At 69.8% G+C, this 26,304-nt stretch carries 18 protein-coding genes; 8 read left to right on the top strand and 10 right to left on the bottom strand.

Annotated elements, in window-relative coordinates; all coding sequences use genetic code 11:
- Positions 1 to 128 precede the first annotated feature (128 nt).
- Positions 129 to 734, top strand: a complete 606-nt coding sequence (locus tag LZ199_RS18520; RefSeq protein WP_253995043.1) for a flavodoxin family protein — start codon at positions 129 to 131, stop codon at positions 732 to 734.
- A 173-nt stretch (positions 735 to 907) separates the two neighbouring features.
- Positions 908 to 1,810: a DUF2167 domain-containing protein gene (locus LZ199_RS18515; protein WP_253995042.1), complete on the top strand. Its 903-nt coding sequence runs from the start codon at positions 908 to 910 to the stop codon at positions 1,808 to 1,810.
- Between the two features lie 74 nt (positions 1,811 to 1,884).
- Here LZ199_RS18515 and mfd read toward each other — a convergent pair whose 3' ends face one another.
- Complete coding sequence (gene mfd, locus LZ199_RS18510; RefSeq protein ID WP_253995041.1) at positions 1,885 to 5,478, bottom strand: transcription-repair coupling factor; 3,594 nt, start codon at positions 5,476 to 5,478, stop codon at positions 1,885 to 1,887.
- 238 nt (positions 5,479 to 5,716) lie between these two features.
- Here mfd and LZ199_RS18505 point away from each other — a divergent pair, with 238 nt between their 5' ends.
- On the top strand, positions 5,717 to 7,189 hold the full coding sequence (locus tag LZ199_RS18505; RefSeq protein ID WP_253995040.1) for a PAS domain-containing sensor histidine kinase: 1,473 nt from the start codon (positions 5,717 to 5,719) through the stop codon (positions 7,187 to 7,189).
- Positions 7,190 to 7,210: 21 nt separating this feature from the next.
- On the opposite strand, the gene LZ199_RS18500 is transcribed toward LZ199_RS18505, so the two are convergent.
- The 9 genes from LZ199_RS18500 to LZ199_RS18460 form a co-directional block, all read right to left on the bottom strand.
- Positions 7,211 to 7,537, bottom strand: coding sequence for a hypothetical protein (locus tag LZ199_RS18500; RefSeq protein WP_253995039.1), 327 nt, complete (start codon positions 7,535 to 7,537; stop codon positions 7,211 to 7,213).
- A 67-nt stretch (positions 7,538 to 7,604) separates the two neighbouring features.
- Entirely contained in the window at positions 7,605 to 7,928 is a 324-nt protein-coding gene (locus LZ199_RS18495) for a c-type cytochrome (protein WP_253995038.1), read from the bottom strand.
- Positions 7,929 to 7,979: 51 nt separating this feature from the next.
- Positions 7,980 to 8,615: a pilus assembly FimT family protein gene (locus tag LZ199_RS18490; RefSeq protein ID WP_256569223.1), complete on the bottom strand. Its 636-nt coding sequence runs from the start codon at positions 8,613 to 8,615 to the stop codon at positions 7,980 to 7,982.
- A gap of 1 nt (position 8,616) precedes the next feature.
- Entirely contained in the window at positions 8,617 to 9,834 is a 1,218-nt protein-coding gene (locus LZ199_RS18485) for a PilW family protein (RefSeq protein ID WP_253995036.1), read from the bottom strand.
- Positions 9,831 to 10,343: a type IV pilus modification PilV family protein gene (locus LZ199_RS18480; RefSeq protein ID WP_253995035.1), complete on the bottom strand. Its 513-nt coding sequence runs from the start codon at positions 10,341 to 10,343 to the stop codon at positions 9,831 to 9,833. Before LZ199_RS18480 ends, LZ199_RS18485 begins: the two co-directional genes overlap by 4 nt.
- Before the next feature lie 8 nt (positions 10,344 to 10,351).
- Positions 10,352 to 14,794 carry a pilus assembly protein gene (locus LZ199_RS18475; RefSeq protein WP_253995034.1) on the bottom strand — a complete coding sequence of 1,481 codons (4,443 nt, stop codon included), beginning with the start codon at positions 14,792 to 14,794 and terminating at the stop codon, positions 10,352 to 10,354.
- A gap of 44 nt (positions 14,795 to 14,838) precedes the next feature.
- On the bottom strand, positions 14,839 to 15,558 hold the full coding sequence (locus LZ199_RS18470; protein ID WP_253995033.1) for a hypothetical protein: 720 nt from the start codon (positions 15,556 to 15,558) through the stop codon (positions 14,839 to 14,841).
- A 255-nt stretch (positions 15,559 to 15,813) separates the two neighbouring features.
- The gene (locus tag LZ199_RS18465) at positions 15,814 to 17,514 is read right to left on the bottom strand and encodes a hypothetical protein (RefSeq protein WP_407667215.1); all 1,701 of its coding nucleotides are present in this window, start codon (positions 17,512 to 17,514) and stop codon (positions 15,814 to 15,816) included.
- A gap of 55 nt (positions 17,515 to 17,569) precedes the next feature.
- Entirely contained in the window at positions 17,570 to 18,919 is a 1,350-nt protein-coding gene (locus tag LZ199_RS18460; RefSeq protein WP_253995032.1) for a methyltransferase domain-containing protein, read from the bottom strand.
- Between the two features lie 211 nt (positions 18,920 to 19,130).
- Here LZ199_RS18460 and LZ199_RS18455 point away from each other — a divergent pair, with 211 nt between their 5' ends.
- From LZ199_RS18455 to LZ199_RS18435, 5 genes are read left to right on the top strand one after another with little or no spacing between them, the layout of a single operon-like run.
- On the top strand, positions 19,131 to 21,323 hold the full coding sequence (locus LZ199_RS18455; protein WP_253995031.1) for a GumC family protein: 2,193 nt from the start codon (positions 19,131 to 19,133) through the stop codon (positions 21,321 to 21,323).
- Positions 21,320 to 22,579, top strand: coding sequence for a glycosyltransferase (locus LZ199_RS18450; protein ID WP_253995030.1), 1,260 nt, complete (start codon positions 21,320 to 21,322; stop codon positions 22,577 to 22,579). Before LZ199_RS18455 ends, LZ199_RS18450 begins: the two co-directional genes overlap by 4 nt.
- Before the next feature lie 8 nt (positions 22,580 to 22,587).
- The gene (locus LZ199_RS18445) at positions 22,588 to 23,718 is read left to right on the top strand and encodes a glycosyltransferase family 4 protein (protein WP_253995029.1); all 1,131 of its coding nucleotides are present in this window, start codon (positions 22,588 to 22,590) and stop codon (positions 23,716 to 23,718) included.
- Positions 23,715 to 25,190, top strand: coding sequence for a hypothetical protein (locus tag LZ199_RS18440; RefSeq protein ID WP_253995028.1), 1,476 nt, complete (start codon positions 23,715 to 23,717; stop codon positions 25,188 to 25,190). Before LZ199_RS18445 ends, LZ199_RS18440 begins: the two co-directional genes overlap by 4 nt.
- The gene (locus LZ199_RS18435) at positions 25,159 to 26,301 is read left to right on the top strand and encodes a glycosyltransferase family 4 protein (RefSeq protein ID WP_253995027.1); all 1,143 of its coding nucleotides are present in this window, start codon (positions 25,159 to 25,161) and stop codon (positions 26,299 to 26,301) included. Before LZ199_RS18440 ends, LZ199_RS18435 begins: the two co-directional genes overlap by 32 nt.
- Positions 26,302 to 26,304 lie beyond the last annotated feature (3 nt).

The following is a 26,304-nucleotide window of genomic DNA, read 5'->3' as shown; positions in this document are numbered from 1 at the left end:
CGGGGGCGGTGGCACCTGGATGAAGGGTGCTCGCACCGCGTGCGTCGTGGCCCTCCCGTCGTTATGAAGCCGTCAGCGGCGCACACCCCGTGTTCGCACCCTGGCCTCTTCCTTTCTGGACCGACGACATGAGCTCCTCCGCCGCGACGCCGCGCAACGTCCTCTTCCTGCTCTCCAGTGCTCGCGAGAACGGCAACGCGGAGCAGCTCGCGCGCAAGGCCGCGGAGTCGTTGCCACCCGGCACCGTGACGGACTGGCTCCGCCTGAACGAGTACAGGCACGAGGCCTTCCAGGACCTGCGCCACGCTCCCGGCGGTTACACGGCACGGCCCGCGAGCCCGGAGATGCTCGCGCTCGCCGAGCGGACCCTCGCCGCCGACGAGCTGGTCATCGTCGCCCCTGTGTACTGGTACGGCCTTCCCTCCAGCGCGGTGTCCTACCTGGAGCACTGGTCCTGGTGGTTCCGGCTGCCGGAGCTGCGCTTCCGTGAGCGGATGCGCGGCAAGGTGCTGTCGCTCGTCACCAGCCACTCCTCCGACGAGGATGACGGTGTCGCCCAGCCCTTGTTGATGAGCCTCCAGCTCAGCGCGGACTACATGGAGATGGGCTGGCGAGGCGCCCTCATCGGCCACGGCAACCAGCCCGGAGACGTGCTCCAGGATGCTCGCGCCATGGCGGGCGCCCGTGAGTTTCTCCTGCGTCCCGTGGCTGTCGCGAAAGTCGAAGCTGCCTGAGCTTGGGACGTGCGGGGCGCCGAATTGACGCGTGCTCCCGCACACCACCAGGTTGCCGCGCCTTCGGACCCAGGGGCAGCGAGCGCACCGCGCCGCATGCGAGGTCGTCAGTGATGCTGATGTGTCGCGTCCCTCCGGCCATCCGAGTCTGAAATCCCTGGAGGGGGAGTCACATGCAGCGTGGCAGGTGGTGGGTTGCCGTATTGTCGTTGGTGGCGGTGAGCGCGTGGGCCCAGGCGCCCGAGCAGGCGGAGGACTCGGAGGCGGTGGAAGAGGCCCCGGCGCTCCCCGAGCTGCACCCGAGGACCGGCGAGGTGGTGCTGGGAGGCGGGCTGGCGAAGCTGGTGGTGCCGGAGAGCTTCGGCTACCTGTCGCCGGAGGACGCGGAGAAGGTGCTCGTGGAGGTCTGGGGCAATCCGCCCGGCTCCAAGACGCTGGGCATGCTGATTCCCTCGGACGTGAGCGTCGACTCGCCGGAGAGCTGGGGCGTCGTCATCCAGTACGACGACGACGGCCACGTGGAGGACGAGGACGCGGCGGGCATCGACTACGCGGACCTGCTCGAGGAAATGCAGAACAACACCCGCGAGGAGAACGCCGAGCGCGTCAAGGCGGGCTACGAGGCGGTGGCGCTGGTGGGCTGGGCCGCGACTCCGCGCTACGACGCGAGCACGCGCAAGCTGTACTGGGCGCGGGAGCTGGGCTTCGGTGACTCGAAGGAGCACACGCTGAACTACAGCGTCCGGGTGCTGGGCAAGGAGGGCGTGCTGGTGCTCAACGCCGTCTCCAGCATGGTGGCGCCGCCGCAGGTGGAGAAGGACATGCAGCAGGTGCTGGGCTTCACGCACTTCCAGCCCGGCCACCGCTATGAGGACTTCGACCCGAAGACCGGCCGCGTGGCCGCGTACGGCGTCGCGGGTCTGGTCGCTGGCAAGGTGGCCGCGAAGGCGGGGCTCTTCAAGGGACTGCTCGCGGTGCTGGTGGCCGGCAAGAAGGTCGTCTTCGCCGGCCTCGCGTTCCTCGTCGTCGCGCTGGGCAAGCTGTTCAAGCGCGGTGGCAACGACGGCACGCCGTAATCACCGGCGAACTGGAGTGGAGACAGAGGCTCGGGACTTCGCGGTCCCGGGCCTCTTCTCGTTTGAGGGCCGGCTCAGCTCCGGGGCAGCGAGCAGTGGTCCAAGTCACGCAGCACCTTGCGCGCCTCGGCGATGAGGTCGTGGCCCTGGAGGCCCTGCGCCACGCGGGCGATGAGCTTCATGTCCGGCGTGAGGCGGTAGTAGCCCTTCGAGCGCTGCACCAGCCCGGCGACCTTCGGCCCGTCCAGGAGCGCGTCCGCGCCCAGCGTCACCACCAGCCGCTGGGTGCCGACCTCCAGGCCGCGCAGCCGCAAGTCGCGCATGTCGATTTTCAGCAGCGTCAGCTCGGAGAGGTGGTCCACCTCGTCCGGCGCCTCTCCGTAGCGGTCCACCAGCTCCGCGCGCAGGTCCGTCACCTCGTCGGGGTGGCTGGCCTGGCTGAAGCGCTTGTAGAAGACGAGCCGCTGGTGCACGTCCGCCACGTAGTCGTCGGGGATGAGCGCCGGCATGGGCAGCGTGACGTCCGGCTCGATTTGCACCTTGGGCGGCTGGCCCTGCAGCTCCGCGACGGCCTCCTCCAGGAGCTGCGCGTACATGTCGAAGCCAATCTCGGCGATGGCGCCGGACTGCTTCTCGCCCAGCAGGTTGCCCGCGCCGCGAATCTCCAAGTCGTGGCTGGCGATGGAGAAGCCCGCGCCCAGCTCGGTGAAGTTCTGGAGCACCTCCAGCCGCCGCTGCGCGTCCCGCGTCACCGCCCGGCGCGTGGGCACCAGGAGGTACGCGTAGGCGCGGTCCTTGGAGCGGCCCACGCGGCCTCTGAGCTGGTAGAGCTGCGCGAGGCCGAACTGGTCCGCCCGGTTCACAATCATCGTGTTGGCGCTGGAGATGTCGATGCCGCTCTCGATGATGGACGTGCACAGGAGCACCTGGTGCTTGCGCTCGGTGAACTCCAGCATCACCTTCTCGAGCTGCCCGTCGCCCATCTGCCCGTGCGCCACGCCGATGGAGAGCTGGGGCACCAGCTCGCGGAGCTGCTGCTCCATGGACGGCAGGGACTCCACGCGGTTGTTCACGAAGAACACCTGTCCGCCGCGCGCCACCTCGCGCTCAATCGCCTCCTTCACCACCATCGGGTCGTACTTCATGACGAAGGTGCGGATGGCGCGCCTGTCTTGAGGAGGCGTGGCGATGATGCTCATGTCGCGCACGCCCGACATGCTCATGTGCAGCGTGCGGGGGATGGGCGTCGCCGTCAGCGTCAGCACGTCAATCTGGGAGCGCCACTTCTTCAGCGACTCCTTCTGCTTCACGCCGAAGCGCTGCTCCTCGTCGACAATCATCAGCCCCAAATCCTTGAAGGCCACCTCGCCGCCCAGGAGCTTGTGGGTGCCGATGAGGATGTCGACCTTGCCCTCCTTGGCGCGCTTGAGGATTTCCCGCACCTCCGGCGGCTTCTTCATGCCGGAGATGACCTCCACCGTGACGGGGTAGTCCTTGAAGCGCTTCCTGAAGGAGAGGAAGTGCTGCTGCGCCAGCACCGTGGTGGGCACCAGCACCGCCACCTGCTTGCGGTCCAGCGTCGCCTTGAAGGCCGCGCGCATCGCGACCTCCGTCTTGCCGTAGCCCACGTCGCCGCAGACGAGCCGGTCCATGGGCTCCGGCTTCTGCATGTCCGCCAGCACGTCCTCAATCGCCTTGGCCTGGTCCGGCGTCTCCTCGAACTCGAAGTCCGCCTCGAACTGGGCGAAGTAGCGGTCCGGCGCGCTGAAGGAGTGGCCCGGGTGGGCGCGGCGCGACGCCGCGATTTGCAGCAGCTCCGCCGCCATCTTGAGGAGCTGCTCCTTGACGCGCTTCTTCGTCTTCTCCCAGCTCGTCGTCCCTAGCTTGTCGAGCTGGATGGTGTCCGGGTTGCCGCCGGTGAACTTCTGGATGAGCCGCATGCGGCCCACCGGCAGGTAGATTTTGTCCCGGCCCGCGTACTCCAGGACGAGGAAGTCCCCGGGGACGCCGTTCACCTCCATCTTCGTCAGGCCCGAGTAGCGGCCGATGCCGAAGTCGGTGTGGACGATGAGGTCGCCTTCCTTCAGGTCCTTGAAGCCCGCGGCGAAGGCCTCCAGCTTCTTGCCGCGCTTGACGCGCCGACGCGCGCGGACGCCGAAAATCTCCTCGTCCGACAGCACCGCCAGCCCGCCCGAGCCGTCCACGAAGCCCTGGCTCACCTCGCCCGTGAAGAGGTGCGCCCACACCGACGACTCGTACAGCGTCGATGCGTCCGTCATCGGCTCGGTGTGCACCTTCACCATGACGTTGCGGTCCAACAGCAGCCGCTTGAGCCGGTCCGCCTGGCTCAGCGTGCCGCACGCCACCGCGCACGCGACGCCCGAGTCCCGCCAGCGCTGGAGCCGGTCCACCAGCGGCGACAGCGCGCCCTCTTCACCATGGTGCGCGAGAATCGCCTCCCGCAGGTCCTGGGTGCCACCGAACTGGAAGAGCACCGGCGGCTTCTCGGACTGCGTGAGCGACAGGCCTCCGCCCTCGACGACGCGATAGCCACCCAAGAGCTCCGCGACGGCCTCGCGCGAGAGGAAGTGCTCGGCCGGCGGGCGCACCAAATCCTTGCGCTCCTCGGCCGCGGCGAAGGTGCGCTCCAGCTCGTCCCACAGCGCGTCCGCCGTACGCCCCAGCTCCAGCGGGTCGTCCAGATAGAAGACGGGCGCTTCCGGGCTCCACTTGCGCAGGAAGTCGAACACCGTGGCCAGGCCGCCCTCGAACAGCGCGGGCAGCAGGCCCTCCAGTCCGAAGCCGGGCATCCCCTCGCGCAGCGCGTCCAGCCGCTCGCGCAGCTGGATGGTGGGCAGGTTGATGTGCTCGGCCACGGCGCGGGCGGCGGCCTCGGCGCGTGGACGGGTGTCCTCGGTGAGCAGCAGCTCCCGCGCGGGCACCAGGTCCACTTCCTTCAGCGCGTCCACCGTGCGCTGTGACTCCGGGTCGAAGGCGCGGATGGAGTCGATGGTGTCCCCGAAGAACTCCAGGCGCACCGGCTTGTCGTAGAGCGGGCTGAAGACATCCAGCAGGCCGCCGCGCACGGAGAACGTCCCCACGTCCTCCACCAGCGGGCTGTTCTGGTAGCCCATCCGGGAGAGCTTCCTCGCGAGCGCGTCCCGGTCATGGTCCTGGCCCACCACCACCCGGTCCGTGAGCGCGGCCATGACGTCGGGGCGCAGCACGCGGCGGTGCAGCGCGCGCAGGGACAGCACCAGCACCGGGAAGCGCGTGCCTTGAGACAGGTGAAACAGCGCGCCCAGCCGCTCGGTGACGGCGGCGGCCTCCGGGGACAGCTCGTCGTAGGGCAGCACCTCGTCGGCGGGCAGGCGCAGCACGCTCGGCCTCAGCAGCGTGCCGGTGCCGCCCAGGAAGAAGGCGAGGTCCGCGGCCAGGGCATCGGCTGCCTCCTCGTCCGCCGCCACGCAGACGAGCGGCGCGCCTGTCGCCCGGTGCAGGCGCGCGAGCACGTGGCCCCGGGCGGAGCCCTTCAGGCCCTGCGTCCGTGCGCGGTGTCCCGGACGCAGCTCCGCCAGCAACCGCGCGAAGGTGTCACCCGCCACGAGAGGCTCGCCGCCTTGCCGCGCCGCCTCGCCATCCAGCCTCTGTGTGAAAGGAGTGTCCATGAGTGGACCCCTGAGGGCCCCGGCGTAATTAGGGGCATGCCCCTGACAGGTCAACGACAGAGCGCATCGCGTGTCGTGTGTCGGAGCCGACGCGGCCGCGAATGCTGTGTCCTCCACGAATCAGCCAGACCGGGGGTGGGTTGGCCGCATGCCCGGGGCAGGACCTACTCTCCTGCAAGGCATCGCTGGGGGGTGCCACACGCCAGCCATGCAATCCGGCCGTTGGATCAACAGGGTGATGAGCGGGGCGGGCGCACCCCCCTCCGAAGCAGTGATGGTGCTGCGCAGCGTTCGCTCCGCTGGGCACGGCATCCTGGACTTCGAGTGTGTCTCCGCGAATGCGCACGCGGAGCGCTGGCTGGGGCGCGAAGAGCGCTCGCTCGTGCGCCAGAAACTGCTCGAGGAGGCGCCGTGGGTGGGCGAATGTGGCCTTTTCGCGGCATGTGTCCGGGTGGCGGTGCGCCGCGAGCCCGAGGTGGTACGGCTGGCCCGCCAGTCGTCGGTGGGGCCCGTCTGGCTGCTGGCGCGCGTCTCTCCTTGGGAGGACGGCGCCGTCGTCTTCCTGGAGGATTTGACGGAGCGGATGGCCGCCGAGGAGACGCTGCGCAGGGACCATGACCTGCTGCATGCCGTCATCGAGAGCGCCACCGACGCCATCTACGTGAAGGACGTGGATGCGCGCTACGTGCTCATCAACCCCGCCACCGCGCGGGCCTTCAACCGGACGCCCCAGGACATCCTGGGCCGCACGGACCTGGAGCTGATGGGCGCGGACGTCGCGGGGCCCACGCTGGCGCATGACCGCGCGGTGATGGAGTCCGGCGTCACGGCCACCTACGAGGACTCCGAGGGCGGCCCGGGCAGCGACTGCATCTGGCAGACGACCAAGGGCGTGCTGCGCCGCGGCGACGGCACCGTCTACGGCCTGTTCGGCATCAGCCGGGACGTCACCGCGCGCCGCCGCCAGGAGCTGGAGCGGGACGAGGAGGCGCGCTTCCAGGAGCGCTTCATCGGCGTGCTGGGACACGACTTGGGCAACCCGCTGGCGGCGGTGCGCCTGTCCGCCGCGGCCCTGCTGGCCCAGGCCACGCTGACACCGGAGGTGCGGCGCATGGCGCAGCGCATCGACGGGAGCGCCGAGCGCATGACGCGGCTGGTGAAACAGCTGCTGGACTTCACCCGCGCGCGCATGGCGGGAGGCATCCCCCTGCGCCCGCGCGAGGTGTGCATGGAGTCGGTGTGTCGCCGCATCATCTCCGAGCTGGAGCCGGCCCATCCCCAGCAGCGGGTGGACCTGGAGGTGGACGGCGAGTCACGCGGTGTCTGGGACGAGGAGCGGCTGGGACAGGTGCTCTCCAACCTGGTGGGCAACGCCCTGCAGCACAGTCCGAACGGCTCGTCGGTGCGCGTGCGGCTGGCGGCGAGCGACCCGCTCTTCCAGCGCGTGGAGGTCCACAACGTGGGGCCGCCCATTCCGGACTCGCTGCGCCCGCGCCTGTTCGCGCCCTTCCACCGCGCGACGCCCGAGCCGGGCATGCCCCGGCCGCACCGTCACGGGCTGGGCCTGGGGCTCTACATCGTCTCGCAAATCGTCACCGCCCACGGCGGGTGGGTGGATGTCGCGTCCTCACTGGAGGCGGGGACGTGCTTCTCGGTGACGCTGCCCCGCGTGGTCCAGGCCCAGGACGAGTCCCAGACGCGCTGGGCCTGAAGCGGGGCGGACAGCCAGGCGTCAGTAGCGGCCGTAGCGGGCGGCCGCGCGCAGGCGAATCAGGTCATTGAGGGCGCCGGGGTCCACCAGCTCCAGCGCCGCGGCGCCGGAGATGCCGGCGTAGCGGGAGCGGTAGTCCTCCTCGTTCTCCTCGTCGTCGCCCTTGTCGTCGCCGCCCTTGTCGTCCCCGTCTCCGCCGCCCTTGCCGTCATCGGGACGCAGCGACAGGGGCTCCGGGCGGGACACGCCCGGCTCGATTCGGGGAGTCGTCAATGCGTCCGCGCGCACGGAGGAGAACAGTCCAGCCATGGCCAGGCAGAACACGAGGGCGGTGGAGAGGGTCTTCATGGGCGGCTCCGTTTCTGTGTTCGGCTGACGCGGCCCCTCGCGGGGTTATTCAGCGCGCCTTCTGGCCCTACTTCGCCTTCATGGTGCGGATGTATCCCACCAGCGCGTCAATCTGCGCGGCGGTGAGCTTGTCCTTGAAGGCCTTCATCTTCGTGTTGCGAGGAGAGCCGTCGGCAATCGCCTGTCGGATGTCCGCGTCCGACTCGGCCGCCTGCCAGGCGACCTGGCTCATGTCGACGATGGACTCCTTCTGGCCCATCTTGGTCTGCGCCTTGCCGTCATCTCCGTGACAGGACTTGCACTTGGCCTTCCACACGTCCACGACGTCATCCGCCGCATAGGCGCTCGGGGCCAGACACAGGCTCATCACCAGGGCGAACCGCTTCATCATCGTCACTGCCTCCTCCTTGGGAGGAGGCAACTGTGGCACGGAATGTCGTGCTCAGGGAGTGCAGCCGGTGGCCGTGGGGGCCAGCTCGCAGTCCGTCATGGTGACGTTGCCGGTGAGGGCGTCCACGTTGAGCACCCGGTCCGGCAGCGCGACTTCCTGTGGCCCCAGGCGCTTGCGCAGGATGCGCAGCGTGCCCGCCGCTGGCGCCGCGCGGGAGGCGTCACACATGGCCGTGGGCGTCCCGGAGACGGGCCGGCCGGACTCCCCCAGCCAGCACACGCCGTGCAAGCTGGTGATGTCCAGCTCGGGGGGCAGGGGGATGGCGTCGCCGACCTGCGCGCACGTGCAGCCGCTCGTGCCGCAGGCGGCGGAGAGGCACTCGGTGCGAGGACACTGGGTGCCCCAGGTGTCCCCCGGCGCGCAGTCCGGCTTCTCCCAGCGCAGGGCCGGGACGCTCACCCCGTTCTCGAAAGTCGTCGTCCTCGCCAGGCGCACGGCCTGCCGGGAGGTCCGGGCCTGCTGCCGCGCCTCCTGGGCGGCGATGAGGATGGTGCGCGTGGCGGCGCTCGCGCGCTGGTTGCGCGTCAACGCCTGGAAGCCCGTCGTCGCCAGGCTGGTGAGGAGCCCGAGGATGGCGAGCGCCACCATCAGCTCCAGCAGTGTCATTCCGTGTCGTGTGTTCCGCATCTCAGCCCCCCGCGTACCCGAAGTTTCGCGGCATCACGCGAATGAGGAAATGCCGCCGCTTGTAGCCATCCTGGGGATTGCCCTCGTCGTCGAGCGTCGTGCCGGCGTCTCCCATGAGCTTCAAGGCCTGGGTGTCCGGCTTGTTCGAGCGCGCGGTGATGAGCAGCTCCACCACGCGGACGCGCCGCATCAGCTCGTCGCGCGCGCTGCCCGGGCCGAACTCGCTGGCCCCCATCGAGCCCGCGTCGCCCGGGATGAGGCTCCAGCACCCGGCGTTGTCGCACTGGTCCACCGCGGGCCTGGGAGGCACCGCCGCCGTGTCCGGGAAGTAGCGCAAGGGGGCGGCCGGGTTGTCCAGGTCGGCGACGCCCAGGCGCACGCGCAGCCGCTCGATTTCCTCCGAGAGCTGCTGGAACTCCTGTTCGCCCAGCGCGCCGTCCGGGTCCATCTCCAGCACGGGCCGGCCGCTGATCCAATTGACGCGGAAGATGCGTGACGCCAGGGGCAAGAGGAGCGGGTCATCGTCGGTGTTTTCAATCCACAGCGCGGAGGTGTCCGACCCGGTGCCCGTGCAGAAGCTGGTGGGGGTGTACGCGGTGGCGGAGGGCGCGCCCGGTATCCAGCCCAGGTTGTTGTTGCCGTTGGGGGAGGGGACGTTGCGCGTGGCCTGGGCCACGCCCACGCAGGCGCCGCGCACGCCCGGGTCGGCCAGCACGAGGGGGGCTCCGGCGGGGATGCCCGCGTCGGTGTTGGCGGGCGCCGGCGTCTCCAGGCAGAGGGGCCCGACGCCTCCCTGGCGGGAGTCGGTGCCTCTGCCAACGCAGCCAATCATCCGCAGCGCGCGCGTGGCATCCGCTTCATAGATTTCCAGCACGTCGGAGCTCAGGCCCGCGTAGACGCCGGTGGGCTGCGCGAAGCCGGCGGAGGGCCCCGCGTTGGTGTTCGCCCAGACGGCGTAGCGCACCTCGGCGTTCGAGCCGCCCAGGAACAGGGGCGCGCTGCCGAACCCCTCGCCCGCGCGCTGAATCGCGGGGGTGAACAGGTCGCGCGCCGCGCGCCCGGCGTTCTGGGTCTCCATGGTGCGCTCCTCGAGCAGGCCGCGCCGCTGGAGGTACGTGCCCGCGGACACCGCGCCGGCGATGACCACCAGCGCGATGGTGCTGGCAATCATCATCTCGATGAGGCTGAAGCCCCTGGGGGGATGGAGTGGTTTCATCATGGTGACATCCGTGTCTGCAGGGCCACGGCGCGGCGGCCCGCGTCGGGGTCCAGCCAGCTCACCGTGACGCGCACGTTGACGACGTTGAGCAGCGTCTGGCTGGCGACGACGCGGACGAGCTGGGGTGAGCCTCGCTCCTCGCCCTCCATGGGCGGGTCCACGTCCACGGCGACGTCGTACTTCAGGCGGATGGGGTCTCCCGCGCCGGGGAGGACGTCCCGGGGCGTGCCATTGGAGCTCCACCACACCGGACGTGTCTGGCGGTCCAGCGCCTCGATGTTGGCGCAGGGCCGGGCCGGGGCCGGGGTGACGCACTTCATGGCGGAGATGCGCTCCAGCTCCTGCTCCGCGATGAGGCCCGCCTGGGCCTGGATGAGGTTGCGGCGGTTCTGCTTGGCGGAGGCGAGCACCGCGAGCGCCACCCCGAGGATGCCGAACACCACCACCGTCATGGTGGCCATGGCCTCCAGCAGGGTGACGCCCCGGTGCGTGCGTCGTGACGCGAACATGAAGGTCCTCACGGGATGATTCCCTGGATGTTGCCGCCCGGCCTCACGTCCCAGATGAGCGTGCGGGACGTGCTGCCGTTGCCGGTGCCCGTCTCGTTGTTGAACTGCTTGCCGGCGCCGGTGCTGGTGATGCCGTTGGTGCCCTGGAAGAAGACGCGCTTGTCGAAGGCCACCGGCTGCGTGAGGCCATGGCCCTCCAGGCTCTTGCCGCTGTCCGCCGTGGGCGTGCCGGAAGTGGCGCTGTAGGCATACATCCGTCCGCTCTCGTCCGCGTCGAGGCTGCACAGGTTGGCGGACGTGCCCACCGCGGTGGCCGTGTGCACGGTGCCTTCGTCGTCCACCGTGACGCCGCCCCAGACCACCTGCCGCTCGTCCAGCTCCCGCACCCACGCGACGCTCTTGCCCGTGCAGTTGGCGCTCAGCGGGTTCGGGTCGTTGAAGGCCATGACGTGGTAGCGCGGACGCGGGTCCTGGTCGGCGACCTCGTTGTCGTCGTCCGGGTTGTTGCCCGTGCCCACGAAGATGCGCACGGACGTGCCCGCGCCGGTGCGCTCCTGCGTCACGGCGATGTTGGAGTAGATGCTCTGCTGGTCGGCGTTGCGCACCTTGGCGTTGGTGGCCGGGTCGCGGTCATTGCGGGCATCCGCGATGACACACGCGCCAATGACCTTGCCCAGGTCTCGGGACGCGTTCACGTCCCGCAGGTTGACGCGGAAGACGCGGCCCTTCGTGGTGGCCACATAGATGACGTCGTAGTTGCTGTCGTTGTCGGCGTCGATGGCCACGGGTGCACTGCCAATGCCCTCGCCCTCGTCGCCCAGGACGACGACGCCCGCCATCCTCCTGCGCTGCTGGATTCCCGTCACGGTCGACGCCAGCTGGACGGGGAGCCCCGTCTTCACGTCGATGAGGTAGAGCGCGGCGCGGGTGGACTGCCCGCCGTACTGCTTGGGCGTGTAGTCGCTCGCGAAGCCCGCCACCCACTTCTTGCCGCTCGCCGTGCCGAAGTCCATGCGCACCAGGAGGGGATTGTGGCGCGAGCCAGCGGTGTCCGGCCGGTAGGCGGTGAAGAGCTCCTCCAGCGGCAGGCAGGAGGCGGACACGGTGGAGCAGGGGACGCCGCCGCTGTTGCCCGTCGTGAAGCGGTCTCGCTGCGCGTCGAACTCCCAGAGGACCCCCGGGTAGCCGTCGGCCGTCTCCGCGGGCCGGGTGACGTCCAGCGCGAAGAAGACGCTCTGCCGGGGGCCGGTGGGGGTGACGAGCACCGTCTTGGCACCCAGGCGGTCCCCAGGGGCCGTGCTCAGCTTCCACATGTTGCCCGTCGAGGGGTTGTGGCCCTTGTCGGCCGTGTATTCGGTGTCCGAGCGCAGGTCCACCGCCGCCACCGCCGGCGAGGCATCCACCGTGGCGCGCTTCGTCTTGTCCTGCCCGCGCACGTAGTTCTCCGCGAAGAAGCGCAGGAGCTTGCCGGGCAGGTACGCATACAGCTCATCCCCCGTGCCGTACTCGCGCGAGGACGAGCAACCCGTGGAGTGGGCGAAGTAGCCTCGGAAGTCCTTGAAGCTGGTGCAGGTGTCATCTCCCGAGCGCAGCTCTCCCAGGGACAGCGCATGCAGGTAGCCCGTGGTGCTGCCGATGAAGGCCACCGCGTCCCGGTTCTTCAGGGCGTTGTTCCCGATGAAGGTGTTGCTGCGGAAGGCCTCCTGCTCGTTGGGCGACGCGCGCTTCACCCAGGTGGGCTCGCTGGCCGGCCCGACGATGGCCGCCGTCGACAGGTTGATGCCGCCCATGGGCCAGGTGCGCCGCGTGACAGGCTCTCCGCCCGGGGCGGTGGTGAACCTGTTGATCTCCCAGCCGTAGACCCAGTTGCGCAGGGTGTTGCGGTCAAGCTGGTTGCAGAGGCCATCCTGGTTCAGGTCATAGCGACCGGCGAGCGAGTCGGCGCAGAAGTTCTTCGTCTCGTCGGTGGAGTTCGGCGCGGTGGGGAACAGCGGGCTGGAGTTGTTGGGTTCCGCGGACAGGCCCTCCAGCGTGGCTCGCGCCGGCGTGGTGGCGCCAGGCTGCGTGGTGTAGAGCTTGCGCTCCGTGGGGAGGGTCGTCCGGATGAAGTGGTTGAGCCGGTCGCCCGCGTTCCACTGGTCCCAGTCGTCCGATGCGCTGTTCTGGCTGGAGGGGTTCTCCGGCTCATAGAGGCGGCGCAGGTACACGTGGCCGCGCTCCGACACATCCAGGCGCCGGTCATAGATGCGGTAGGACGGGTAGAGCCGGTTCGAGGGGGACGGTGAGTTCTCGTACCAGGGGTCGGGCGAGTACCAGGTGCGGCCCGGGGTCTCCGACAGGCCGAAGATGATGGTGTTCGCCACGGGCAGCACGGAGGCGCGGCCGTACTGGCCCGCCTTCTGCGCCTTGTAGGAGATGTTGACGTTGGAGATGGTCGGCTGGCAGGACTCACCGGGGCTTTCGAAGATGGCGCGCCAGCACAGCTGCGAGCCGGTGTAGCCGCGCTCCAGGAAGTCGTTGATTGTCCGGGTGAGGTTGACCCGCGAGCCCGGCGTGGCCTGCGCGTCCGGGAAGGGCACCGTCACCCAGGACGGATTGGGATTGGGCTGGAAGTCGGGGTTGGTCGTCTCGCAGCGGTCCACGCACATCTTGCAGTCGAGCGACACCTGATAGGTGATTTGGGGCCGCGGCTGGTACGTCCCGCTGCCGTCGGGCTTGGGCAGGTTGATGTTGGGACTGCAGTCGGCCTGCTGGCCATTGACGTTGTGGTACGGCGTGTCGTCGATGGTCATCTCGACGGAGGTGATGGTGTAGTCCTGCGCCACGTCGAGCGAGATGCTGGACACGATGTCCGACTTGAACGTGCCGTTGTTCTGCTTGTTGATGAGGATGACGGTGTCGTCGTAGGTGCGGTTGCCGCCCGAGTTCTGGTCTTCCCACCCCAGAATCCAGACGCGGGGGTTGTCGACCGGGGCGCCCACCAGCGTGTGGGCGGCGCGCTGGAAGTAGGAATGGACGGTCTGAGTCTGGGTCGAGTTGAACCGGACGTCTCCATACGCGGGCGTGCGCAGCCGCGTGTAGGCGACGCTGTCCAGCCAGCCGCCCCTCAGCTCCTTGGTGGTGACGACGTTGCCCTCGGTCTGGTGCAGGTCCAGGTTGAGCAGCGTCTTCGTGAAGACGACGTTGATGTCGCCGTGCCCCCACAGGTTGCACTGCAGGCGCGTGGTGCCATCGGGACGCGTTATCGTCTCGGTCATGAAGCAGGTGTCCGTGGCGTCGCCGTAGACCTGCTCCACGTAGGTGACGAGGAAGAAGACGATTTCCCGCCCGCCCTCGATGCGACCCATCTTCTGCCGACGGTCCTCCTCGCTGGGCGCGGCCTGCGGGTTCTTCCCGGGGATGAGCAGGCCCTGATTGTCGAAGGCGCTGGCCTTGTAGTCCGGCAGGCCGTCCTCGGCGCCGCCCGAAGGCCTGTCCCAGATGGGACCCACCTGAGTCCTCACGCCGTTGATTTCGCTGTAGGCGAAGCGCGGCTGGAAGCACTCCGCGAAGGGTGAATCGCCCAACGTGCTTCCATTGGGGCAGTGGTTGCCGTCATCGTCCGTGGCCAGATAGATGAGCTTGCCAATGCCTCCGAAGCCGTTCTCCGCCGCGCGCGGCTCGAGCAGGTTGGGGATGTGGGGGAACAGGCCCCTGTCACTGAAGTACTCGTTGACGAGGTCGAGCACGGAGGTGCTCGCCTTCATGTAGTCATCGTTGTTCAGCAGCGCGCTGGCGTAGTCCGCCACCTTGCGGCCCACGACGCCTCCCCCCGGCTTGGCGCCATACGCGCCGCCGTCGGGCCAGCGACGGGGCCCTCCCGTGGCGGTGTAGCTGGTGGGGGCGTTGCACGGGCCGGTGAGCAGGTCCGGCTCGCGCAGGGTGACGTTGGTGCCGTCGGGCCGCTTGTGGACGAAGGTCTTCGCCTGGCCGCCACAGCGGGGCCCCAGGCCGATGTACCGGTTGGGACTCAGGTTGTAGAGGTCCTCGTGGAAGTCCGGCACGCCGTTGTTGTCCCTGTCGAGCAGGACGTCGTCGTTGTTGTCCTCGGGGAGCTTGACGTCGATGTACCCGCCATTCACGAGGTCGTCGTAATAGAACCAGCCCAGGGTGTTGGAGGCGCCACCGCCGGCGTTGTCGTGGACGATGAGCGCCTCCAGCTCCTGGTCGAACGGGAGGATGATTCGCTCCGGGTCCAGCACGCTGCGGTTGGTGTTGAGCCGCAGCTTCCCGTCAGGCGTCAGGATGATGGCGCTGGGGGTGCCGGCATCCGCGGTGAAGGGAGGCTGTTTGTCTTCGCCCGTGGTGTCGATGCAGGGGTTGTAGGAGGCGGTCCCTCCGTCCTGGGCGACTGCCGCCAGGGGGACGGTGAGGGCCAGCGCGGCGATGATGAGGCTGCTGAAGCGCGGCATGGCGGGAGTCCTGGGGTAGGGAGCGGAAAGGAAGAGAGAAGGGGTCAGCACTCGCCGTTGTTGGCGGAGCCGTTGGCGTCCTCGGGGCTGCAGCTGCCGCCGGCGCCCAGGCCGCTGGTGATGAGGGCGCGGATGATGACGCGCTGGGGTTGGGTGTTGTCGCGACCCCGGACCTCACCCACGGCCACCAGCCAGACCCGGTTGTTGCTGTCAGTGGTGCGGTTGCCGTCGCTCTCGTTGTCGTCGACCAGGAAGACCCGGTAGAAGAGTCGCTCCTGGGTGGGGTAGTCGAAGATGCGCGTGCCGTCCGGGCCGGTCAGCTCCTGGTTGGCGGCGGCGATGTCCGAGTCGATGGCCGTCCCGGAGGACGCGGCCGCCAGCGAGTAGGGCGTCCAGCCGATGACCTCGTACCAGGGGACGGCGGCGGTGCTGGGCAGGCCCGCCTCACCCTGGACGTAGCCATTGAGTCCCGTGTTGTTGTAGGCGTTGCCCAGCGCGAGGAAGACAGGTCCGAAGCTGCGGTTGCCTCCGAGCAGCAGCCGCACCGTCTCCCGGGCTTCGGCCAGTCCCGCCTCGGCGGCGAAGTGGGCCTCGCGGTTGCGGCGCTCCTGGGCCTGCAGCGCGCTCTCCGCCGCCACCTTGCGAAGGGAGACGACGACGGCGGCGCTGATGAAGGCGATGATGCCCAGGGCCATCAACAGCGCCATGCCCCGGGAGGCATGGCGGAGGTTTCGCGACATCGGAATGACGGACGGGGGACGCACCAACGGCTCCTTGCCGACGCGCGGCGGGACGAATGCCGGGGTGCACCTGAGCAAGTCGTGGGCCTGCTTTCCGGGAGCCCTCGCGCCAATGTTCCCGGCCGTTTGTCTTTGACGCTGGGTGAACGCTGACGCGCCTGGGCTGACAAGCCTTTGCGGACATCGCAAAAGTTGCGAGGGCGTTTCCCACCCATGCCAGGTCTGCTTGTACGTCTGTGATTCGCTGAAATCGCGATGAAGCTTGAAAGTCCCGAAGCGCTAACGACCCTGGTGGGGCCAGAAGGACACTGCCCCGCTGGGAGGTGCGAGCCACACGGATTTCAGGAATTGGGTGGCTTTATGGTCCGCGTCATCGTCCCGGGTGAAGCCGTGGTGCAGGGTGGCCAGGAGGAGCAGCGTCGCGAGCCCGGAGCCGAGCGCCGCCAGGGTGGGGCCGCGCCGTCCAGGAGACGTCGCCAGCACCGCGAGGACCCAAAGTGTTACACCGCCAAGTGCACCCAGGAACAGGATGCCAGCGATTGGCTGGGGGACGCCCAGGAAGGAGAGCACGGAGGGCGGGTAGAAGCCCGCGCTCAGCAGGGGCAATGTCAGACCTCCCAGGACGTTCGACACATCGTCTGGGATGTAATTGACGAAGGTGGCCAGGCCCGTGGTGAGGATGGCTGCCCCGCACAGCATGGCCGCGATACCCAGGGCCCACGTCCGCCCGCCCGTGCGCAGCCGCTCCAGCCACAGGCCCGCGGGCAGCAGGAGGAAGGGAATCAGCCCGGTGAGGTGGCGCGGGCCCGTCGTCCAACCCCAGGAGTCATAGGAGAAGGAGGACGTGAAGTAGAGGTAGCCGGCGACGAGCGCCGCCGTCATCCACGCCAGGGCGCGGGGTTCGGCCAGGGCGTCCGCGCCGCGACGGAAGCTGAGCCGGGTCAGGCCGGGAATGGCCAGCAGCAGGAACGGCGCGAGGGTGAACAGCCCGCGCAGCGGCGACACGAGCGACAGGGTGAAGGCGCGCGGGTCCGGCGTGCGGATGCCCAGGAAGCCGCCCAGGTGCCACGGCTGGTAGCCGGAGTCGTTGAGGTACTTGTACCCGCTGGTCAGCGGGTGGCCAAAGGTGGCCTGGTGGTACGCCATCAGCGCCAGCACGAAGGGCAGCGCGCCCAGCGTGGCGAGCGCGGCGGCGCGGCCCAGGCCCTTCCAGCGCTCGCGGGCCGGGGCGTCACGGAAGAGGAAGGTGAGCGTGGCGTACAGCACCAGCCCGAGGACGCCCAGCGCGCCGGTGTACTCCGCCGCCACCGTGGCGCCGGCGCACGCGCCCGCGAGGAGGTAGCCCCGCTCGCGCCACTCCCCGCGCGCGCAGCGCCACAGCGCGAAGAAGCCGGCGAAGAGCAGCACCGCCGTCGTCTGGTGGCTCATGAACAACAGCGAATAGCTGAACGCCAGCGAGCCCAGGCCGTACGTCACGGTGAGGGCGTCCGCGACGGGCGCCGACAGGCAGGCATGCAGGTAGCGCCGCACCAACCACAGCAGGCCCAGGGTGGGCAGCACGGTGAGCCACAGGCGGGAGAAGAAGACGAGCGGGACTTCGGGCACGGGCTCCGGGCCGGAGGCTGCGCGCAGCACGGCGTACACCGGCGCGGCGGCGAACGAGAGCAGCGGAGCCTTGCTGGGGTAGTACTTCCCGTCCTTCACGGACAGGTCGCCCACATAGCCCCGGGCGCGCAGCACCTGGTTGATGTCCAGAGTGCCGTGCTCCACCAGCGCGATGCTCTGCCAGAGCCGACACAGCTCGTTGGGCGAGCGCAGCCTGGGGTGGTACGGAAACAACAACACATACAGCGCCGCCAGGGCGACCCAGACCGCGCGAGGGGCGCCTCGGGAGGCCAGGAGAGGCGCCCCGGTGGGGCCGGGAGCCGAGGACTCCGAAGCGGGCTGTGACTCGGTGGCGGGTCCTGGCGCCACGCTCACGGTGCGGCGCTCCTCGGGGTGTTCCGGGTCGTCGATGAGCGGCTGACGGGGAGGCTCACGCCTCGCCTCCGGTGACGCGGGCCACGGCGAAGAGGCTCATGCCCACCGGCAGCTTCACGTTCGCCTCGGCGCGGGCGAACAGCGGGGCCAGCGTGTCGTAGATTTTCAGCTGGAGCTTGGGCACGGAGCGGCGGCGCAGGAGGCGGCTGTTGACGAACCAGCCGGGCATGCCCACCAGGTTCATCCACTCCAGCTTCTCCACCACGAAGCCATTCTCCTCCAGCACGGCGCGCAGGGTGGCGGGGGTGTAGCGGCGGTAGTGGCCCACGGCCTCGTCGATGCTGCCGAACAGCTGCTCCAGCGCGGGGACGAGGATGAGCACCCGGCCTCCGGGCGCCAGAATCTGGCGGAAGCGGCGCACCGCGGACGCATCGTCGGGGATGTGCTCCAGCACGTTGGAGAGGACGATGGTGTCCAGGTGCTCCTGCTTGAGCGACTCCCAGTCCGCCAGGGCGACGTCGGACAGGTACGGGCGGACGTGGGGGCGACCCCGGAAGAGGTTCTTCAGGCGGTCGACGTAGAAGCGGTCGACCTCCAGCGCGATGAGCAGCTCCGCGCCGGACTCCAGCTCGCGGGTAATCGTGCCGATGCCGGCGCCAATCTCCAGCACGCGGCGGCCCAGGTGCGCGCGGAAGCGGCGGCCCAGCCACTGGTTGTAGTGGGTGGCGCCGTCCATGCGCTCCAGCGTGGTGTAGCCCTCGTGCTGGTTGTCCGCATCGTCGCGCACGGTGGCGTAGCGCATCAGCGTGCGCAGCTGCGACAGGCGCGCGGCGCGCGGGCGGCGGGGCACGGCCTGCATCGGCGGCAGGGAGACCTCGGTGAGGCGGTAGAGCTGCGCGGCCAGCTTCACCACCAGCTCCGCGTCCACCGCGTCGTCGTCGCTGGTGAGGGTGACGGAGCGCAGGGCCTCCGTGCGGAACGCGCGCACGCCGCTGAGCGGGTCGTTCACCGCGACATCCGTGACGAAGCGGGTCATCTGGCCCAGGGCGTGCTCGGCCCACAGCTCCGGCTTCAGGCCCGGCGCGCCCCGGCGACCGAAGACGGCGTCCGCGGTGTCCGCCTGGAGCGGGCCCATCAGCGACTCGTAGGCGTCCGGCGCGTAGGCCGCATCCGGGTCCTGGAGCACCGTCACCGCGCTCGTCACGTGGGGCAGGGCCGCGCGGATGGACGCGCCCTTGCCTCCCTGGACGCTGAGCACATGCAGCCCGGGCCTCGAAGCCACGTCCGGCTGGCCGTCTCCGGCGAGGACCACTTCAGCGCGGCCGGCGAGGGCGCGGGCGAAGTGGGAGGCGGCGTCCACGGTGGAGGGGTCGAAGGGGATGATGACGGAGTGCGGGAAGCTCACGTCGCGCTCCCTAGCACAGGCCGCCGGGATGCGCGCGTTCCACCCTGGAAGAAGGGTGGACGGGGAGCTTCCAGGCGACGGCGGAACGATGGACAACCCGGGGCGGACACGGCACGCTCGATGGCTGTTTCACGGGTGTGGGTGAAGGTCGGGGCCGGCATCCGCCGGAACGGGGCCGCACCGAAGCAATCCAGGCTCCAGGAGACAAGACGTGGAAGGAACCGTGTTCGACCCGGCCGGTGGTAGCAGCGGCCCGACGCCCGCGGGATTGATGCTCCGCGCGCGGGCGCTGTGGCGACGCAAGTGGGTCGTGCTCGGCGTGGCGGTGGTGGTGGCGGCGCTGTCGGCCGTCTACACGCTGCGCCAGCCCAAAATCTACTCCGCCAGCACCTCGCTCATCATCGACGTGACGGCGCCTCGCTTCCTGGACGGCGAGGTGAAGGAGGTCATGGGCGAGGAGCGCAGCAACTACTGGTTCAACAAGGAGTACTACGCCACGCAGAGCGAAATCATCACCTCGCGCGCGGTGGCCAGCCGGGTGGTGGACAAGCTGGGGCTGTCCACGGACGCGGGCTTCCTGGGGCTTCTGGGGCTGCAGGACGAGAAGGCCCGGGTGCAGGCGATGCAGGGCGCGGACGCGGTGGGGTTGCTCCAGTCGCGCATCCGCGTGCTGCCCGCGAAGGACTCGCGGGTGATGAACATCGCCGTGGATGACCTGGACGCGCCGCGCGCCGCGCTGCTCGCCAACGAGGTGGCCGGCGCGTACATGGCGGAGAACCTGGCGCTCAAGCTGCGGATGACAGAGGACGCGCGCAGCTGGCTGGAGGGGCGGCTGGAGGACCTGGAGAACCAGTCCAAGGCGAGCGAGATGGCCGTCTACGACTTCAAGAAGGACGCGGACATGTTGTCCACGTCGCTGGAGTCGCGGATGAGCATCGTCAGCGACCGCATCAACAGCTACAACCTGAACCTCACCGAGGTGAGCACCCGCATCGCCGCGATGCAGGCGCGAGTGGAGGCCATCCAGAAGCTGCGCAAGGCGTCGCCCGAGGACGAGCTGTGGGCGGAGGCGCTGCCGGGGGCCAAGGACGGCTCCATCCAGGACCTCAAGAAGGCCTACACGGACGTGCGCGTGGCGTGCGCGGAGCTGTCCGAGCGCTACCTGCCCGAGCACCCGAAGCTCCTGGAGTGCCAGGGCAAGCTGGCGGTGATTCAGGGCGACTTCCTCAAGAGCCTGCGCAACCTGGTGCGCTCCGCGGAGACGGAGCTGTCGGAGGCGGAGGCGCAGCGCAAGAACCTGGTGCGCCTCCTGGACGACGCCAAGGCCGAGGCGTTCCAGGTGAACAAGAAGTCCATCGAGTACGACCGGCTCAAGCGCGAGTCGGACAACAACCAGCGGCTCTACGAGCTGGTGCTCAAGCGGCTCAAGGACATCGAGCTGTCGGGCCTCTTGCGCACCAGCAACGTGCGTGTGCTGGACCCGGCCCGGCCGCTGTTCGCGCCCATCAAGCCGAACGTGAATCGCAACCTGATGGTGGGGTTGGTGATGGGGCTGCTCGCGGGCCTGGGCGTGGCGCTGCTGCTCGACCTGCTGGAGAACAGCGTGGCCACGCAGGCGGACGTGGAGGAGCGGCTGGGGCTGGCGTTCCTGGGCGTGATGCCGCGCATCGAGGGCAGTCGGGCGCCGAAGGACCGGGACCTCTACGTGCACCGCGAGCCGAAGTCTTCGGTGGCGGAGTGCTGCCGGGCCATCCGGACCAACCTCCTGTTCATGTCGCCGGACACGCCCTTCAAGACGTTGGTGGTGACGTCCAGCGGACCTCAAGAGGGCAAGTCCACCACGAGCATCAACCTGGGCGTGGCCATGGCCCAGAGCGGCAACCGGGTGTTGCTGCTGGACACGGACATGCGCAGGCCCCGGCTGCACCGCGCCTTCGGGGTGCCCAACGAGCTGGGCATCTCCTCGCTGGTGGTGGGCGAGGGCACGCTGGACGCGGCGGTGAAGAGCACCGAGGTGCCTGGCCTCTTCGTCCTTCCGTGCGGCCCCATTCCGCCCAACCCGGCGGAGCTGCTGCACACGCGCGCCTTCGCGGAACTCTTGAAGGCGGCGGCGGGGAAGTTCGACCGCGTCATCCTGGACAGCCCGCCCCTCAACGCGGTGGCGGACGCGGCGGTGCTGGCCACGCAGTGTGACGGTGTGGTGCTGGTGCTCAAGGCAGGCAAGACGAACCGCGAGTCGGCGCGGCGCGCGCTGCGCTCGCTGGCGGACGTGCAGGCGCGCATGTACGGCGCCATCCTCAACGACGTGGACCTGAAGGCGCCGCGCTACGGGGACTCGTATCTGGCCTACCAGGGCTACGGGCAGTACGCCGAGGAGTCGAAGGACGGGGTGACGCAGTCGTGAGCGCGCCCCGGGTGGGAGCGGGCCTGCGGGTGTTGCACCTGGGCAAGTTCTATCCGCCCGCGTCGGGTGGAATCGAAAGCCACGTCCAGACGCTGGCCCGCGCGCAGGCGGCGCAGGGCGCCCAGGTGGAGGTGTTGTGCGCCAACCACTCGATGGACCCGGGGAACACGAGTCACGAGTTCCGGGGCAGCAGCCCCACGCGTGAGGAGTGGGACGGCGCGGTACGCGTGGTGCGGCTGGGACGCAGGGCCTCGGTGGCGCGCATGGACGTGCTGCCGGAGCTGCCGGGGATGTTGCGGCGGATGCTCGCGCGGGGCGTGGACGTGGTGCACCTGCACGTGCCGAACCCCACCATGCTGCTCGCGCTGGATTGCGTGCCCCGGCTCCCGGCCGTCTTCATCACCCACCACAGCGACATCATCCGGCAGCGGGTGGCGGGCGCGCTGTTCCGTCCGCTCGAGCTGCTGCTGTACACGCGCGCGCGCCGGATTCTGTCCGACAGCGAGGCGTACGTGCACGGCTCCCCTCTCTTGAGGATGTTCCGGAGCAAGGTGCGTGCGCTGCCGCTGGGCATCGACCTGGGCCCCTATCTCCAGCCGTCCGCGGAGGCGCTGAGGGCGGAGGCGCACTGGCGCCAGGAAGCCGGGGGCGAGCCGCTGTGGCTGGTGGTGGGGCGGCTTGTCTACTACAAGGGCTTGTTCACCGCGCTGGAGGCCCTCACGCACGTGCCCGGGCGGCTGATGGTGGTGGGCGTGGGGCCGCTGGAGGAGGAGGCACGCGCGAGAGCCAAGGTGCTGGGCGTGGCGGACCGCGTGACGTGGGCGGGCTATCTGCCTCCGGACTCGCTCACCGGTGCGTATCGCGCGGCCACCGCGCTGTGGTTTCCGAGCAATGCGCGCAGCGAGGCGTATGGGCTGTCGCAGGCGGAGGCCATGGCGTGCGGCCTGCCCGTGCTGAACACCGCGATTGCGCACTCGGGGGTGCCGTGGGTGAGCCGGCATGAGGAGACGGGGCTGACGGTGCCGGTGGGAGACGCGCATGCGCTGGCGCGCGCGGCGCGGCGACTGGTGGAGGAGCCGGGCTTGGCGGAGCAACTCGGGCGCGGCGCGCGGGCGCGGGCGGAGGCGGAACTGCGGCACGACGTCATGGCCACGCGCAGTCTCACGTTGTACTCGGAGGCGCTGGGGCGTCCGGTGCCGGTGGTGGAGGGGCCTTCCGAGGTGCCCCAGCGTCATGCGGCGTCGGGGAGCGCCTGAGGCCCGTCATGCGCGCGCTGCACGTCTACAGTGGCAATCTCTACGGCGGCATCGAGTCCTTCCTCGTCTCGCTGGCGCGCGTGTCGTCGCGTCACCCGGAAGGCACCGTGCACGAGTATGCGCTGTGCTTCGAGGGCCGCCTGGCCGACGAGCTGCGCGCCGCGGGCGCGACAGTGCATCTGTTGGGGCACGCGAGGGTGGGCCATCCCTGGACGGTGTGGCGCACGCGTCGGGCCCTGGGGGCGCTGCTGAAGCAGGGCGAGTACTCGGCGGTGGTCTGTCACGCGGCCTGGCCCCAGGCGCTGTTCGGCCCGGTGGCGCGCGCGTACAGCGTCCCGCTGGTGTTCTTCCAGCACGACGCGCTCTCCGGTGCGCACTGGCTGGAGCGCTGGGCAAGTGTCACTCCTCCGGACCTCGTGCTGTCCAACAGCGCCTTCACCGCGCGCTCGCTGGAGCGCGTCTATCCCCGGGCCTCGTACCGGGTGAGGCACCCGTTGGTCCCCGAGGCCGCGCGCGTGCCGGAGGCAGCGGAGCGGACCTTGCTGCGCGCGGACCTGGGCGCGGGTGAGGACGACGTGGTCATCATCCACGCCAGCCGGATGCAGGCGTGGAAGGGGCATCGGTTGTTGCTCGAGGCCCTGGGCCGCATGCGCGAGGCGCGAGGGTGGCGACTGTGGATTGCGGGGGGCGCGCAACGCGAGGAGGAGACGCGGTATCTGGACGGTCTTGTCGCGCAGTCGAAGGCGCTCGGGTTGGAGGGGCGGGTGCGGTTCCTCGGGCAGCGCTCGGACGTGCCCCGGTTGCTGCGCGCGGCGGACCTGCACTGTCAGCCCAACACGTCGCCCGAGCCTTTCGGTCTCGCGTTCGTCGAGGCGCTCCAGGCGGGCCTTCCCGTGGTGACGACCGCGCTGGGCGGCCCCTTGGAAATCGTGGACGAGACGTGCGGCAGGCTCGTCGCGCCAGAAGCTGGTGCGCTGGCCTCCGCGCTCCTGCGACTGGTGGTCGACGCGGAGGCCCGGCGAAGGCTCGGCGCGGGCGGGCCCGCTCGCGCGGCGATGCTCTGCGCGCCTGAGGCCTTCCTCGCGAGCCTGGACGAGGACCTGCGCTCCGTCGTGTCCGTTCCCGGAGTGGCCGCGTGAGTGCTCCGCGCCCACCGCTCCCGGTGAGACCGGGGCTCCAGGGGCCGGGCGTGCTCGGGCGCAGGTTCGTGCGGCGCGCTCCGGACGCGCCGCTGGAGGTGGTGACCTCCGCGCCTCCAAGGACGGAGCGGAAGGCCGCACCCAGGACGGGCCTGCTGTCGTCGAGCAAGCTGGTGCCGCTGTTCATCCTCCTGCTGATGACCTGTCAGGTCTCCTTGCTGGTGGAGGCCATCTCCCCGCTGCGCGTGGTGGTGCGCATCCTGGCCTTCGGTATGAGCCTGGCGTTGCTGGTGTTGGTGCCGGGACGTGGCCTGAGACATCCAGCCCTGCCCTTCGTGATGGGCGCGCTGGGCATCACCGCGCTCAACTTCTTCAACCCGGGCACGGTCAGTCCACTCGGGGCGGCGGCGCAGCTCGGCATCCAGCTCTCCATCATCGCCCCGTTGCTCTGGGTGACGCGGCTGTCCATCGACCCCAAGGTATTCCGCCTCACGCTCGCGCTCCTGTTCTTCTTCAACACGGCGAGCGCGACGGTGGGCGTGCTCCAGGTCTACTTCCCGGGCCGCTTCCAGCCCGCGCTCTCCTCCGCCGTGCAGGCTCAAGGGGAGTCGTACCTGCGTGGCCTGGAGTTCGAGACAGCGAGCGGCGAGCGTGTCTTCCGGCCCATGGGGCTGACGGACATGCCGGGTGGCGCGGCGACGGGCGCGTTCTACGCGGTGTTGCTTGGCAGCGGCTTCCTGCTGTCGTCGCGTCGCGGGCTGACGCGCGGGCTGAGCGCTGGCGGCATCCTGTTGGGGTTGCTCAGCCTCTACCTGTGCCAGGTTCGCGCGATTGCGCTGATGCTCGTCGTCTGTCTGGCGGCGCTGGCCTTCATGCTCACGCTCACGGGCCGCGTGGCGCGGCTGGCGAAGCTGTTCGCCGTGGTGGGCGGGGCGGCCGTGTTCGCCTTCGGCTGGGCCGTCGCGGTGGGTGGCGACGCGGTGCAGTCGCGCTGGGACTCCTTGTTCGCCGCGCGGCCCGAGGAGGTCTACCGCAGCAACCGGGGACACTTCCTGGAGGGGACCTTCGAGCACCTGTTGCCAGAGTATCCGCTGGGCGCGGGCCTGGGCCGCTACGGCATGCCCAATGCGTACTTCGGAGACAACTCCGACCCGGAGCACCCGGGTTTGTGGGCGGAAATCCAGTGGACGGCGTGGGTCTACGACGGCGGCGTGCTGGTGATAGTGCTCTATCCGCTGGGGATGCTCGTGACGATGACGTGGGTGCTGCGCATGGCGCGGCGTCGAGAGGACCTGGGCGAGGAGTTCTGGCTGTGGGGAAGCGTCATCTTCGCGTACAACCTGGGCGCGCTGGCGCTGACCTTCAGCTATCCCTTCTTCACGAGCCAGGTGGGCATGGAGTTCTGGCTGCTCAACGCGGCGCTCTTTGGCGCCTGGACTCATGCGAAGACCCTACACGCTCATCGCCGGTGACTTCGTAGCCACCGGTGGCATGGACCGGGCCAACCTCGCGCTCGCCCTCTGGCTGGCGAAACAAGGCGGCCCCGTGCGACTGGTGGCGCACCGCGTGGCGGACGAGCTGCTCGGCTTCCCCAACGTGCGCTTCGTGCGCGTGCCCAAGCCCGCGGACTCCTATCTGCTGGGCGAGCCGTTGCTGGACGCCCTGGGCCGAGCCTGGGCCCTGCGCACGCGCGCCGAGGGAGGCCGCGTCCTGGCCAATGGTGGCAACTGCGTCGTCCCTGGCGCCAACTGGGTGCACTACGTCCACGGGGCCTATGTCTCGGAGCCGGTGGGCGGCGCGCTGCGCAGGCTCAAGGGCCGGGTGAGTCACGAGCACTTCGTGCGCGAGGAGCGCAAGGCGCTGTGGCGCTCGAACCTCATCATCGCCAACTCCGAGCGGACTCGGACGGACCTGGTGGCGGCCACGGGAGTGCCCGAGGCGCGCGTGCACGTCGTCTACTACGGCAGCGACGCGGAGCGGTTCCATCCGGTGTCGCCCGAGGAGAAGCGCGCGGCGCGTACGGCCCTGGGCTGGGCGGAGCAGCGGCGCGTGGCCCTCTTCGTGGGGGCGCTCGGTGACAGCCGCAAGGGCTTCGACTCCCTCTTCCACGCCTGGGCGCGGCTGTGCGCGCGAGAAGACTGGAGCGTGGACCTCAAGGTGGTGGGCGTGGGCGCGCAGCGCGAGGCATGGGAGCACGAGGCGCGGGTGCGAGGCTTGTCCCAGCGCATCGAGTTCCTCGGCTTCCGCCGCGATGTCCCCACGCTGCTGTCGGCGGCGGACCTGCTGGTGGCGCCCACCCGTTACGAGGCCTACGGACTCGGCGTGCACGAGGCGCTGTGCGCCGGATTGCCCGCCCTGGTGAGCCGCTCGGCGGGCGTGGCGGAGCGCTACCCGGCAGCGCTGCGGGGACTCCTGCTGGACGACCCGGATGACGTGGAGGGACTGGTCCGCGCGCTGGAGTCCTGGCGGGAGCACGAGGCGACCTGGGCTCCGCATGTGGCGGCCCTGTCCGAGAAGCTCCGCGCGTGGAGCTGGGACGACATGGCCGCCTCGCTCGTCCAGGTGATGGAGCGGGAAGGCTGAGCC

The sequence above is a fragment of the Myxococcus qinghaiensis genome, assembly GCF_024198215.1.
Classification (GTDB): Bacteria; Myxococcota; Myxococcia; order Myxococcales; family Myxococcaceae; genus Myxococcus; species Myxococcus qinghaiensis.
Note: the sequence above shows the minus strand (reverse complement) of the source record. Positions and strands in the feature narration are given on the sequence as shown.